The sequence below is a fragment of the Streptomyces sp. NK15101 genome (assembly GCF_020400725.1).
Lineage (GTDB): Bacteria > Actinomycetota > Actinomycetes > Streptomycetales > Streptomycetaceae > Streptomyces.
On sequence record NZ_JAINVG010000012.1, the window covers coordinates 72,315 to 84,302 of the forward strand.

Genomic DNA, 11,988 nt, shown 5'->3' on the forward strand with positions numbered 1-11,988 from the left:
CGTACCGACGGCGGCCGGGAGCGGCGGGGGCCGGCGCGGGAGCGGCGCGGGCAGTCCCCTACCCGAATAGGCTTATGGACAGGCTGTGGACAACGCCGGTGGACAACTCAAGCGCCGCAAGGGCTCCGGCCCGACGAATCGCCCCTTTGTTCGCATCCCGGGGCGTGCGGGGCCGCCCCCGCCGTCCTAGCGTGGGGGCATGGCCGTACGTACTGAGGGCACCCCGTGCTGGGTGGACGCACAGCTTCCCGACCTCGAGGCGGGCAAGCGTTTCTACGGCGAGCTCTTCGGTTGGACCTTCGACCCCGACCGCGACGAGGCCCTCCTCGACGGCCGCCGGGTCGCCGGGCTCGTCCCCAAGAGGGACGGACGCATGCCCACCACCTGGACCCTCTACCTCGCCACCGAGGACGCCGGCACCCTCGCCGCCCGGATCAAGGCCGCCGGCGGCCAGATGGTCATGGAGCCCTACCCCGTCGGCCCGTTCGGCGTCTACGCGCTCGCCGCCGACCCCGGCGGCGCGGTCTTCGGCCTCCGCCAGGAGGGCGACGACGACGGCTTCGAGGTCACGGGCGAGCCGGGATCCTTCTGCTGGATGGAGGTCTACACCCGCAGCCCCGACGCCGTCGACACCTTCTACGCCACCGTCTTCGGCTACCTCGGCCGCCAAGCCGACGCCCCCCGGGAGGGCGGGGACGCCGGCTTCGACTACCGCGTCTGGTCCCCGCCCGGCTCCCGGCCCGGCGGCGGAAGCGCCTTCGGCGGGCGGGCCGTCATCACCGACGACTTCCCCGCCGAGATGCCCGGCCACGTCCTCGTGCACTTCGCCGTCGCCGACTGCGACGAGGCATGCGAGACCACCGTCCGGCTCGGCGGCCGGATCGCCACCCCGGCCTCCGACACCCCGCACGGCCGCGTCGCCGTCCTCCACGACAACCAGGGCGCCCGCTTCGCCGTCCGCGAGGAGCCGAAACCGGCCGCTACCTAGCTGTGCCGCCAGGACCCGTCATGACCTGTGACACCGTTCCTGAAGGCTGAGTGGGAGCGGGTCCTGTTGCCAGTTGCCAGGACTCGTGCTCAGCCGAACGCCCGAACGGTGCTGGGCGTTCTGGTGGCCCGCGTTCTCTCCGCTTCCGGGCGGCACGCATCGGGTGTCCTTGGGCGCGTCTTCCGACGGCCACGGCGGCAGCGTCGTGACGGGTGGTCTCAAGGTTGTGCCGTGAGCGGGCGAGCCGTTTTCCGCCGCGCACCACACGGACGCGACCGGCAGCCGCGTCCGCCTGGGCGGCGGCCAGCGGATCTTGAGATCTCTCGACGCGAGCGATCCCAGATGCGCGCCCACCTGCCGCAGGACCTTCTCGTCCGTCGGCCCCAGGCCCTTGAGGCGCGTGCGGATCGCCACGCCCGACGGCCCGGGGACCAGGAACGCGGGCTCGATCGTCCGCAGGGTCGGGGTGGGCTTCATGGCGTCCACCATGCCGTTCCGAACCGCACGAATATGCAGGTACCGCACGCGTGCACCAGAACTGGCGACCCCTCGAACGCCTACTCGTATTCATGGAAAGCGAACCTGTGACACCCCGATCCGCCCCCGGGTTCGCAACCAGGGCCTCGGACAGGAAGAATCAGGGGCCACGGGGCCGTACCCTCATGGCCCGTACGGGGAGGTGGCAGGCAAGTGGAACAGCTGACGCAGCACGACCCGAGACGTATCGGGCCCTTCGAGGTGCTGGGCCGGCTCGGCGCGGGCGGAATGGGCCTGGTCTATCTCGCGCGCTCGGCCTCGGGCCGGCGCGTGGCGATCAAGACCGTGCGCACGGAGCTCGCGGAGGACCAGCTGTTCCGGGTCCGCTTCACCCGGGAGGTGGAGGCCGCCCGGGCGGTCTCCGGCTTCTACACGGCGGCCGTCGTCGACGCCGACCCGCGCGCCGCCGTGCCCTGGCTGGCCACCGCCTACGTGCCGGCGCCCTCCCTCGAAGAGATAGTGAACGAGTGCGGGCCGCTTCCGGCCCAGGCCGTCCGCTGGCTCGCCGCCGGTGTCGCCGAGGCCCTGCAGTCCATCCACGGCGCGGGGCTGGTCCACCGTGACCTCAAGCCGTCCAACGTCCTCGTCGTCGAGGACGGCCCCCGGGTGATCGACTTCGGCATCGCGTCGGGCGTCTCCAACACACGGCTGACGATGACCAACGTCGCCGTGGGCACGCCCGCCTACATGTCGCCCGAGCAGGCCCGCGACTCGCGCAGCGTGACCGGCGCCAGCGACGTCTTCTCGCTGGGCTCGATGCTGGTCTTCGCCGCCACCGGCCACGCGCCCTTCCACGGCGCCAACCCGGTCGAGACCGTCTTCATGCTGCTCCGCGAGGGCCCCGACCTGGAGGGCCTGCCCGAGGAGCTGCGGCCCCTCATCGAGTCCTGCATGCAGATGGACGTCACCCGCCGGCCCACGCCGGCCGACCTCCAGGCGCAGCTCGCCCCGCACCTCTTCGGCCCCGGCAGCGACGACAGCGGCACGGCCTCCGCCTGGCTGCCGCAGAGCGCCACCGCCATGATCGAGCAGCGCCGCGGCGGCGGCCGTCAGCTGCCCGGCCCGGTGACGCCGCCGCGGCCCCCGGCGGACCCGCCGGGCCCCCGCCCCGACCCCCGCTTCCCGGAGCGCGCGCCGGAGCACGCGCCCGTCGGCGGCCGGCACGCCGGTCCCGCCGAGGGCGCGGGCGGTCCCGTGCGCCTCGGCGGCGCGACCGTGCCGATCGGCCCCGGCCCCCGGGTCGCCGACACCCGGGCGGCGCTCGCCGTCGGCCGGGGCGCCGACGCGGGCCCCGCGACCGGCTGGATCCGCCCGCCCGGCGGCGGCCCGAGCGGGGCCGAGCAGGCCCCGCAGCAGGGTTCCCGTCCCGTGTCGGTGCCCTCGCAGGGCACCGACCAGACGGCGGCCCCGCAGCCCCCGCCGGAGCCCGGTCACTGGCGGCCCTGGCGCTTCCGGATGTCGAACGACGTGTGGGGCACCCCGGTCGTCGACGGCGACCTGCTGTACGTGACCTCCTTCGAGGTGCACGCCCTGGACACGGGGAGCGGCCGGCGCCAGTTCAAGACCCGGGACGTGGCCTGGTCGATGGCCGTCGCCTCGGGCCGCATCCACGCCTCCGACGGCCCCACCCTGTACGCCCTCGACGCCACCGACGGCGGCGAGCGCTGGCGGCTGCACACGGACGCCTGGGTGTACTCGCTGCAGGTCGACCGGGGCACGGTCGTCACCGGCACGCGCGGCGGCGGGGTGCAGGGCTGGGAGGCCTCCAACGGCGCCAAGCTGTGGGAGCTCACCGGCGCGCAGACCGACTTCGAGACCCCGGAGGCGGGGCCCGCCGTGCACGGCGACACCGTGTACGTGTGGCGGGACGCCCGGCTCCAGGCCCTCGACGCCCGCACGGGCGTGGAGCGCTGGTCGTACCCGATCGGCGACGCCGCCTCCTGCGCGAACGTGCCGGTCCGGGTGGCCCCGGCCGAGGACGGCTGCGTGTACGTCTCCGCCGGGACCAGGGTCCTGTCGATCGACATCGCCGGCGGGCACGTCCGCTGGCACTTCGAGGCGCCGGCGGTCTTCCTCTCCCCGCCCGCTTTCGCGCCGGGGCCGGCCGTGACGGGCGGCGGGGTGTACCTCTCGGACCACCTCGGCACCGTGTACGCGCTCGACGCCACCACCGGCCAGGACCGCTGGCGGATCGCGACCGAGCCGCGCCAGTCCGCCGAGCCGGTGCTCGTCGCCGACGGCAACGTCCACGTGGGCAGCGGCAGCGCGCTCTACACGCTCGACGCGGTCACCGGCACCCCCCGGTGGCGGTTCGCGGCGGGCGGCGAGCTGGTCGGCTCCCCGGTCGTCGCCGACGGCCGGGTGCACTTCGGCTCGGCCGACCACGTCCTGTACACCCTGGACGCGACCGGTGGGCAGCTCCGCTGGAAGCTCGCGACTGGCGGCGAGATCACCGGCTCGCCGGTGGCGAAGGGCGGGGTCGTGTACGCGTGCAGCAAGGACCGCTGCGTGTACGCGCTCGACGCGGCCAAGGGCACGGCGACGGGCAGGGGCGCCGCGGCGCGTTAACGCCGCGGGGGCGGCGGGGGCGGCGGGCTGCCGTCGTCGCCCCGGTCCCGGTCCCAGGTCGGCATGTCGTAGGTCTGGGTCGGGGCCGCGTAGGGCGGCTGCGGCCGGTGCCCGTCCGCGAGGGTCCCGTCCGCCTGGGTTCCGTCCGCCGGGGCCCGGTCCGCCGGCGGGCCGTCCAGGGGCGGGTGCTTGTGCCGGGGCGCCCGGTCCACCCGGCTCGTCCTGCGGGCGTGGTGCCGGCCCGGCATGACGAGCGCGCCGAGGAGCAGCAGGACCCCGCCGCCGAAGGCGTTCGCGACCCCATCGCCGAGTCCCCTGCCGTCGGCGCCGATCGTGAGGCTTCCCTCCGCCTGGCCGAGCCGCACCATCCACAGGACGGTGAAGCCGAGGACGACCAGCCCGGCGAGGGCGACGAGCAGGCGGGAGCGGAGCAGTACGCCGACGAGGGTGACGAGGGCGGCGAAGGCGAAGGGCAGCAGGATCGAGCCCAGGACGTCGGCCTTCGCGTCGGTGATGCCGGTGAACAGGTCCCCGATGGCGTAGTCACGCCCGGGACGGCCGTCGTACCAGGCACGGAAGGGGCTCCAGACGGCGGCCGTCGCTCCGGCGAGAGCCAGGACGGAGCCGGCTATGTCGCGGATCATCGGTGCGGCCCTCCTAGACGGTCCGGCCCTCGTTCCCGACGCTACGCCGGGTGAGGGGGCCCCGCCACGCGGCGCGGGAGCGACGTTAGGGTGGCGCGGACACGACACGCAGAAGGAGACGGCGGCGATGGTACGGACACGCCTGAAGCTCGCGGCGACGCTCACGGTGGTGGTCCTCGCGCTGACCGGTTTCCACACCGGCAAGGGCGGCCACGGCAGCAGCGGCGGTGGCGGCGGGAAGAGCAAGAGCGGCAAGAGCCGGAGCCACTCGGACTCCGACGACGATTCGGGCGGCGGCTGCTCCAGCGACGAGCAGGGAAACAACGACTACAGCGGCGCGAACGGCGACACCACCGCCTCCGGGGGCACCCCGACGGAGGCCCAGGCCGAGGTCGAGGTCGAGGTGATCGACTGCGTGGACCCCGCCGAGAAGAAGCGCAAGGGCAAGCCGGCCCGCAAGGCGGACACCGACGCGACGGTGCGGGTCACGCCGAGGAGCGGGGTGACGGGCACGTTCCGGATCCTGCTGGAGTTCGAGGGGGCGGGCGGCTCGCTCGTCGAGCTGGCCGAGGCCCGGGTCGACGTCGAGAGCGGGGGCGCCAGGATCCACGACATTCCGATGAAGACCCCCGGGCTGGTCGGCCAGGTGAAGAACTGCAGGGTGTACGCGGTGGACAGGGTCGACGTCACCGCCACGCCCACCGCCACCCCTACCGCGTCCGGTAGCCCTTCGCCCTCGTCGTGAACAGGCCGGCCTGCCGTTCCGGCGGCAGGTTCCCGAGCGCCACCAGGTGCGGGGCGTGGGCGAGGGCCCGGGCGCGGGCGGCCTCGTCGACCGACCACAGCGCCCGTACGGTTCCCTGGACGGCCTCGGTCGGGTGGGAGGCGATGACGGCGGCGGCCGACCGCGCGGCGTCGAGCGCGCCGCCCGGCGCGGTCAGCTCGGAGACGAGTCCCGTCTCGTACGCGCGCCGGGCGGAGACCCGTTCGGCGGTGCCCATGAGGGCCATCCGGGCGACTTCTCCGTACGGCATCTTCCGCGCCATGTGGACGGTCTCGAAGGCGGAGACCATGCCGTAGGTGGTGTGCGGGTCGAAGAAGGTGGCACCCTCGCCCGCGATGACGAACTCCGCCTCGCCGAGCAGGTAGAAGGCCCCGCCGCAGGCCATGCCCTCGACGGCGGCGATCACCGGTTTCCACAGGTCGTTGGCCTTGGGGCCGAGGGTGAGGAGGGGGTCGTCGATCGTGTACGGGGAGGAGGGCTGCGGGATCCTTCCGGCGTCCTCGCGGTCGATCCCGGTGCAGAAGGCCCGGTCGCCGGCCCCGGTGACGACGATCGCCCGGACCTCGTCCTCGTACCGGAACCCCCGCCAGACGGAGCCCAGTTCGCGGGCCATGTCGAGGGTGACGGCATTGTGCTTCTCCGGCCGGTCGAGGGTGACGACCGCGACCCCGGTCTCCTCGTCGCGCTCGACCCGGACGCTCATGTCCGCTCCAGGAGCCAGCGGGGGACGGTGACGCCGTCGACCTCGGTGAAGGCGACCCGCACGGGGGCGCCGATGCGCAGCCGGGCCGGGTCGACGGAGTTCAGGGGGGCGTCGGGGGCGGCGACGACGTTGCCGGCGAGGCGGATGCGGGGGGCGTCGGCGAGTTCGACGAGCACCGCGTTGTACGGCGCCTGGGCGGCGTACTCGGGCAGGAGCGGCGGGTGGGGGAGGACGTACGACCAGATCCGGCCGCGTCCGGACATGAGCCGCCATTCGCTGTCGAAGGACCGGCAGTGCGGGCAGCAGGGGCGGGGCGGGAAGCGGAGCTCGCCGCAGGAGGCGCAGGCCTGGATCCGCAGTTCTCCCCGGGCGGCGTACTCCCAGAAGGGCGCGCCGTCCTCGTCGATGACCGGTGTCAGCATTCGGGTTCAGCTCCTCAGCAGGACGGCCGATGTGGGGACGCCCTCGCCCGCCGTGACCAGGCAGGTGGCCGCGTCGGGGACCTGGGCGGTGGAGGTGCCGCGCAGCTGCTTGACGCCCTCGTTGATGAGGTTGAAGCCGTGCACGTACGCCTCGGAGAGCCCGCCGCCGCCAGTGTTGAGCGGCAGCCGGCCGCCGATCTCCAGGGCGCCGCCCTCGGTGAAGGCGCCGCCCTCGCCGCGTCCGCAGAAGCCGTAGCCCTCCAGGGAGAGCGGGACGAGGGGGGTGAAGGCGTCGTAGATCTGGGCGACGTCCACGTCGGCGGGGCCGAAGTCGGCCTGCTTCCAGAGGTGGCGGGCGGCGGTCCAGGCGGGGCCGGAGAGCGGGTCGTCGTTCCAGTAGTTGACCATGCCGTGGTGCTGGGCGGGCAGGCCCTGGGCGACGGCGTGCACGTAGACGGGTCTCTGTCGGCAGTCGCGGGCGCGTTCGGCGGAGACGATCACGCAGGCGAGGGCGCCGTCGGTCTCCAGGCAGTTGTCGAAGAGGCAGAGAGGTTCGCTGATCCAGCGGGCGGTCATGTACATCTCGCGGGTCAGCGGCCGCTCGTACATGATCGCGGCGGGGTTCTGGTTGGCGCGGTTGCGGCAGGCCAGGGCGACGTTGAAGAGGTGGTCGCGGGTGGCGCCGTACTCGTGCATGTAGCGGCGGGCGAGCATGCCGATCTCGTCGGCGGGGCGGAGCAGCCCGAAGGGGCGGGTCCACTGGCCGGGGGTGGGCAGCTGGACGGCGGTGTTCTTCCAGGGGCGGGGGCCGGAGCCCCGCTTCCTGGACCGCCAGGCGACGCCGACGCTCGCCTGCCCGGTGGCGACGGCGGCGGCGAGGTGGCCGACGGTGGCGCAGGAGCCGCCGCCGCCGTATCCGACCTTGCTGAAGAAGGTGACGTCGCCGGCCCCGATGGCCTTCGCCACCTCGACCTCGTCGGTCTCCTCCATCGTGTACGAGGCGAAGGCGTCGACCTCGCCGGGGGTGATCCCGGCGTCGTCGAGAGCGGCGAGGATCGCCCGGCAGGCGAGGGTCTTCTCGGTCTCGTGGAGCTGTTTCGCGAAGGCGGTCTGTCCTATCCCGACGATGGCCGTGGCGTCCTTGAGCACCGAACCTCCTCATGGGGCAGCACTGCTGACAGCGCGTCAGGCTACAACTAATCTGACGGATAGTCAGCTACAGGGAGGTTGGGCATGGACGTGGACACGCACCCGGACGGGGACGTGCGCGGTGACCTGGAGTGGGGCACGATCCCCGGACTCGTCCGGGCGGCGGCCGAGCGCCACGGACCGCGCGAGGCCGTCGTCGACGGCCGCGTCCGCGTCACGTACGCCGAACTCGGCGAGCGCGTCGAACGGGCCGCCGCCGCCTGCCTCGCCGCCGGGATACGCGGCGGGGACCGGGTCGCGATCTGGGCCCCCAACACCCTCGACTGGATCGTCTCCGCCCTCGGCGCCGTCACCGCCGGCGCCGTCCTCGTCCCCCTGAACACCCGCTTCAAGGGCGCCGAGGCCGCCTACGTCCTCCAGCGCTCCCGCGCCCGGCTGCTCTTCGTCACCGGCACCTTCCTCGGCACCTCGTACGTCGCCTCCCTGCGCCGCTCGGGCGCCGAACTACCCGACCTGGAGCGGGTGGTGGTCCTCGGCGACACCGCCCCCGACGACGAGGGCTGGACGACCCTGAAGGCCTTCCTCGCGGAGGGCGACACCGTCCCGGCCGCCCGCGTCCGCGCCCGCGCCGACGGCATCGACCCCGCGTCCCCCTCCGACGTCGTCTACACCTCCGGCACCACCGGCCGCCCCAAGGGCGCCGTCATCAGCCACGCCCAGACCCTGCGCTGCTACGCGATCTGGTCCGAGCTCGCCGGCCTGAGGGAGGGCGACCGCTACCTCGTGGTCAACCCCTTCTTCCACACCTTCGGCTACAAGGCCGGCATCCTCGCCTGCCTCATGCGGGGCGCGGTGATCGTCCCGCAGTCCGTCTTCACCGTGGACACCGTCCTCGCCAACATCGCCGCCGAGCGCATCACCGTCCTCCCCGGCCCGCCCACCCTCCACCAGTCCCTCCTGGACCACCCGGCCCGCACCGCGCACGACCTCTCCACCCTCCGCCTCGTCGTGACGGGCGCGGCCGTGGTCCCGCTGCGGCTCGTCGAACGCCTCCGCGCCGAACTGGGCGTGGGCACGGTCCTCACCGCGTACGGCCTCTCCGAGGCGAGCGGCATCGTCACCATGTGCCGGCGCGACGACCCGGACGAGACGATCGCCACGACGTCGGGCCGCCCGATCCCGGGCACGGAACTGCGGCTCTCCGACTCCGGCGAGGTCCTGGTCCGGGGCCACCACGTGATGAAGGGCTACTCCGAGGACGAGGAGGCGACGGCGGCGGCGATCGACGCGGACGGCTGGCTGCACACGGGAGACGTCGGCGTCCTGGACGGGGCCGGCAACCTCCGCATCACCGACCGCCTGAAGGACATGTTCATCGTCGGCGGCTTCAACGCCTACCCGGCCGAGATCGAACAGCTCCTCGGCCTCCACCCCGACATCGCGGACGTCGCCGTCATCGGCATCCCGGACCCCCGCCTCGGCGAGGTCGGCAAGGCCTTCGCGGTCCGGCGGCCGGGCTCGACCCTGACGGCCGACGACGTCATCGCCTGGTCGCGCAGGGAGATGGCGAACTACAAGGTCCCGAGGGAGGTCGAGTTCGTAGCGGAGCTCCCGCGGAACGCGAGCGGGAAGGTGGTGAAGGGGGAGCTGAGGGCGCGGTCGGGCAGCTGACGGCGGGATCCGGCAGCAGGATCCGGCAACGGGATCCGGCAACGGGGAACTGGCAACGGGGAACCGGCAACAGGGATCCGACAGCGGCGACTGCAACCAACTCCCTTCGCACACACGTCATATGAGCAGCCCTTCGCCTCTCCCCGTCCCAGGAGCAGCCGGTGCCGACGCAAGAGATTCCCCTCACGCTCACTCCGCAGCAGGCCGCACAGGGCGTGATCCTCACCGTCCAGCTGCCGTCCGGTCCCGCGCACCTCACCGTCCGTCCCTGCCGCCACGGCGAACTCGTCGCGGCGAGGCTCGGCGAGGGCACGGTGTACCTGCGCATCACGGTCGCCGGGGCCGCGGCGGCCCCCAAGAAGTCCGGCGGCCTCGGCTGCCTGGTCGTGCTCCTGGTCATCGGGGCACTCGTCGGCGGCTCGTACCTCCTGAACGACGAGGACGAAAGCCGCGGCAGCGCGGGCCCCGCCCCCTCGTCGACCTACACGTACGAGCCCGAGCCCACCAGCGACCCCGTCCTCACCCCCGCCCCCACACCCACCGAGGAGGAGCCCGACCCGTACGAGAAGGGCACCTGCCTCAACGGCACCCTCCCGAACTCGGAGACCGCACAGAGCGTCAGCGGCGTCGAGGAGGTGCCGTGCTCGGCGTCCGACGCCCACTACAAGGTCATCCAGACCTTCCCGTTCACCTCCGACATGAACCGGTGCAACTCCAACCCCAGGACGGAGTACGCCTTCTCCCACCGGTACACCATGAACGGCACCACCATCAGCGAGTACGTCTACTGCCTCGTCGGCCTCGGCTCCTACGCCCGCTGACGCACGAGCACGACGACCCCGCCCGCCGATCGCTGACTCGGCGCGCGGGGCGCGTCCGGTCGCGTGCCTCCCGGCGGGCGCTCGCCCGTCCGGATGACGCGCGGTGCATCCACCACTCCGGACCCGGGACCTGCGGATACGCTCCGAACCCCGGTCCCGGATCGCGCGAGGAGCCCCCGATGCAGGCAGCCGGTCCCGTCACGGCCGCCGCCGTCCTGGCCGCGGCCCTCCTGCTCAGCCCCCACGCCGCCGGGGCCGCCGTCGGCCCCGCGCCGTGCGTCTCCGGGGAGTCCGAGACCCGAGGGGACTCCAGCGTGGACGGCAAGGAGCTCCGCTGGGAGGACGACAGCAAGTACAACGATCCGCTGACCTGGGCCCACCGGGCCTGGTCCCTCGGTCTGGTGAAGATCGCCCCCGACGACGCCGGAAGCGTCAACGACCTGGAGTGGCGCGACTACTCCAAGGCCGACGGCCACGGGGGCTACTGGCAGGGCAAACCGGGGGTCGACTACATCTACCTGAACTCCTACTACCTGGACGGCCGCTACAAGGACCGGAACTCCCGCCGGCACGTGGCCGTCCACGAGCTCGGCCACGCCCTCGGCCTGTGCCACAAGCCGGACACCTGGGCCTCCGTGATGTGGACGAAGGTCCCCGACAACCCGCCGACCGAGCCCACGGACCGCGACGAGGCGAACTACCGCAAGCTCTGGAAGTGACCATGAACCGACACCGGACCGCCGGCCTCGTCCTCGCCGGGACGCTCGTCCTCGGCGCCACAGGGTGGGCCGCGACGGAGGCCTTCACCGCCCGCACGGGCCCCGTGCACGCCCTCTGCCTCCCCGACCTCTCCCACGACGAGTACGTGCCGGCCGCCATGAGCCACCTCGCCTACGCCGCCGTCGAATCGTCCGTCGGCTACGAACCCGACACCGACGGCGGCCCCGGCGGCATCCAGCGCGTCCGCCTCCGGGTCCTCCACCCCCTCAAGGGCGAGGTCCCCACCACCCTCACCCTCGGCCAGGGCGTCGGCCGAGACCCCCAGGGCCGCTACACGAGCCACGACCCCCTGTACCCCGTCCTCCTCCCCGGCCGCACCTACGTCGTCGGCTACGCCCAGGACCCCGCCTACGGCGACGGCTACACCCGCTACGCCAAACAGGAACCCGACTCCGCCGTGGCCCGCTGGACCGCCTACGTCTCCCGCGGCGCGGTCGCCCCGGCGGGGGAGGGCTGCGCCGAGGGGGCGTGAGCCGCGACGGAAAGGGCGGAGGGGCCGGGCAGATGCCCGGCCCCTCCGTGGTGCGGTGGTCCGATCGCGTTGCGCACGGGCTCTCCCCGGACGGATCCCCCCTGGTTCCGTCGGGTGTCCCCCGAGCCCGTGTGCTCCCCCGTCGACCGGACCTCCCTGTTCGGCCCCGGCAGCTCCCCCGAAGTCGCCGCCGGTGCCGTTCCCCGTCGGGAGTGGCTTAGTTGGCCGGCTCGGACGTGACGTGGATGTCGTCGGTGGTGGCTCCGTCACCGAGGACCTTGTCCGCGATGGCGTCGGCCGGCCCGGAGGTGGCGTGCATGTCCTTGGTGGCGATGGTCTCGTCGTGACCGCCCGTGATCTTTTCGGTGATCGCGTCGACAGCCGGCTCCGAGGTCGCGTGCATGTCCATGGGCTTGATGATCGGGTCCGTCATGCTCGTCAACTCCTGC

At 73.4% G+C, this 11,988-nt stretch carries 13 protein-coding genes; 7 read left to right on the forward strand and 6 right to left on the reverse strand.

The genetic code is table 11. The annotated features are described in order from the left end of the window. Positions 1 to 199 precede the first annotated feature (199 nt). Positions 200 to 988 carry a VOC family protein gene (locus K7G60_RS09650; protein ID WP_225800392.1) on the forward strand — a complete coding sequence of 263 codons (789 nt, stop codon included), beginning with the start codon at positions 200 to 202 and terminating at the stop codon, positions 986 to 988. A gap of 18 nt (positions 989 to 1,006) precedes the next feature. Here K7G60_RS09650 and K7G60_RS09655 read toward each other — a convergent pair whose 3' ends face one another. After that, entirely contained in the window at positions 1,007 to 1,465 is a 459-nt protein-coding gene (locus tag K7G60_RS09655; protein ID WP_225800457.1) for a hypothetical protein, read from the reverse strand. 213 nt (positions 1,466 to 1,678) lie between these two features. On the opposite strand from K7G60_RS09655, the gene K7G60_RS09660 reads away from it, so the two are divergent. After that, positions 1,679 to 4,093, forward strand: coding sequence for a PQQ-binding-like beta-propeller repeat protein (locus K7G60_RS09660; protein WP_225800393.1), 2,415 nt, complete (start codon positions 1,679 to 1,681; stop codon positions 4,091 to 4,093). On the opposite strand, the gene K7G60_RS09665 is transcribed toward K7G60_RS09660, so the two are convergent. After that, complete coding sequence (locus K7G60_RS09665) at positions 4,090 to 4,737, reverse strand: hypothetical protein (protein ID WP_225800394.1); 648 nt, start codon at positions 4,735 to 4,737, stop codon at positions 4,090 to 4,092. The two genes, K7G60_RS09660 and K7G60_RS09665, sit on opposite strands and share 4 nt — an antisense overlap. 127 nt (positions 4,738 to 4,864) lie before the next feature. Here K7G60_RS09665 and K7G60_RS09670 point away from each other — a divergent pair, with 127 nt between their 5' ends. Continuing rightward, a complete protein-coding gene (locus tag K7G60_RS09670) occupies positions 4,865 to 5,482 on the forward strand; it encodes a hypothetical protein (RefSeq protein ID WP_225800395.1) in 618 nt (205 codons plus the stop codon). On the opposite strand, the gene K7G60_RS09675 is transcribed toward K7G60_RS09670, so the two are convergent. Genes K7G60_RS09675 through K7G60_RS09685 form a run of 3 tightly spaced genes read right to left on the reverse strand, consistent with a single transcriptional unit; the run spans position 5,448 to position 7,795 of the window. Further along, positions 5,448 to 6,224, reverse strand: coding sequence for an enoyl-CoA hydratase/isomerase family protein (locus K7G60_RS09675; protein ID WP_225800396.1), 777 nt, complete (start codon positions 6,222 to 6,224; stop codon positions 5,448 to 5,450). The two genes, K7G60_RS09670 and K7G60_RS09675, sit on opposite strands and share 35 nt — an antisense overlap. Beyond that, a complete protein-coding gene (locus K7G60_RS09680) occupies positions 6,221 to 6,646 on the reverse strand; it encodes a Zn-ribbon domain-containing OB-fold protein (protein ID WP_225800397.1) in 426 nt (141 codons plus the stop codon). The genes K7G60_RS09675 and K7G60_RS09680 overlap by 4 nt, the downstream gene beginning before the upstream one ends. A gap of 6 nt (positions 6,647 to 6,652) precedes the next feature. Beyond that, positions 6,653 to 7,795, reverse strand: a complete 1,143-nt coding sequence (locus K7G60_RS09685) for a lipid-transfer protein (protein ID WP_225800398.1) — start codon at positions 7,793 to 7,795, stop codon at positions 6,653 to 6,655. 114 nt (positions 7,796 to 7,909) lie between these two features. On the opposite strand from K7G60_RS09685, the gene K7G60_RS09690 reads away from it, so the two are divergent. The 4 genes from K7G60_RS09690 (at position 7,910) to K7G60_RS09705 (ending at position 11,539) form a co-directional block, all read left to right on the forward strand. Beyond that, positions 7,910 to 9,466, forward strand: coding sequence for a FadD3 family acyl-CoA ligase (locus K7G60_RS09690; RefSeq protein WP_225800453.1), 1,557 nt, complete (start codon positions 7,910 to 7,912; stop codon positions 9,464 to 9,466). Between the two features lie 161 nt (positions 9,467 to 9,627). Beyond that, complete coding sequence (locus K7G60_RS09695) at positions 9,628 to 10,287, forward strand: hypothetical protein (protein WP_225800399.1); 660 nt, start codon at positions 9,628 to 9,630, stop codon at positions 10,285 to 10,287. A gap of 179 nt (positions 10,288 to 10,466) precedes the next feature. After that, a complete protein-coding gene (locus tag K7G60_RS09700) occupies positions 10,467 to 11,006 on the forward strand; it encodes a matrixin family metalloprotease (RefSeq protein WP_225800400.1) in 540 nt (179 codons plus the stop codon). A 2-nt stretch (positions 11,007 to 11,008) separates the two neighbouring features. Then, positions 11,009 to 11,539: a hypothetical protein gene (locus K7G60_RS09705; protein WP_225800401.1), complete on the forward strand. Its 531-nt coding sequence runs from the start codon at positions 11,009 to 11,011 to the stop codon at positions 11,537 to 11,539. Between the two features lie 217 nt (positions 11,540 to 11,756). On the opposite strand, the gene K7G60_RS09710 is transcribed toward K7G60_RS09705, so the two are convergent. Beyond that, entirely contained in the window at positions 11,757 to 11,972 is a 216-nt protein-coding gene (locus tag K7G60_RS09710; RefSeq protein ID WP_225800402.1) for a hypothetical protein, read from the reverse strand. Positions 11,973 to 11,988 lie beyond the last annotated feature (16 nt).

Excerpts from the sequence above, each read along its gene's own strand:
- K7G60_RS09650 (WP_225800392.1), top strand. The coding sequence starts at position 200 with ATGGCCGTACGTACTGAGGGCACCCCGTGCTGGGTGGACGCACAGCTT.
- K7G60_RS09655 (WP_225800457.1), bottom strand. The coding sequence starts at position 1,465 with ATGAAGCCCACCCCGACCCTGCGGACGATCGAGCCCGCGTTCCTGGTC.
- K7G60_RS09665 (WP_225800394.1), bottom strand. The coding sequence starts at position 4,737 with ATGATCCGCGACATAGCCGGCTCCGTCCTGGCTCTCGCCGGAGCGACG.
- K7G60_RS09670 (WP_225800395.1), top strand. The coding sequence starts at position 4,865 with ATGGTACGGACACGCCTGAAGCTCGCGGCGACGCTCACGGTGGTGGTC.
- K7G60_RS09675 (WP_225800396.1), bottom strand. The coding sequence starts at position 6,224 with ATGAGCGTCCGGGTCGAGCGCGACGAGGAGACCGGGGTCGCGGTCGTC.
- K7G60_RS09680 (WP_225800397.1), bottom strand. The coding sequence starts at position 6,646 with ATGCTGACACCGGTCATCGACGAGGACGGCGCGCCCTTCTGGGAGTAC.
- K7G60_RS09700 (WP_225800400.1), top strand. The coding sequence starts at position 10,467 with ATGCAGGCAGCCGGTCCCGTCACGGCCGCCGCCGTCCTGGCCGCGGCC.
- K7G60_RS09705 (WP_225800401.1), top strand. The coding sequence starts at position 11,009 with ATGAACCGACACCGGACCGCCGGCCTCGTCCTCGCCGGGACGCTCGTC.
- K7G60_RS09710 (WP_225800402.1), bottom strand. The coding sequence starts at position 11,972 with ATGACGGACCCGATCATCAAGCCCATGGACATGCACGCGACCTCGGAG.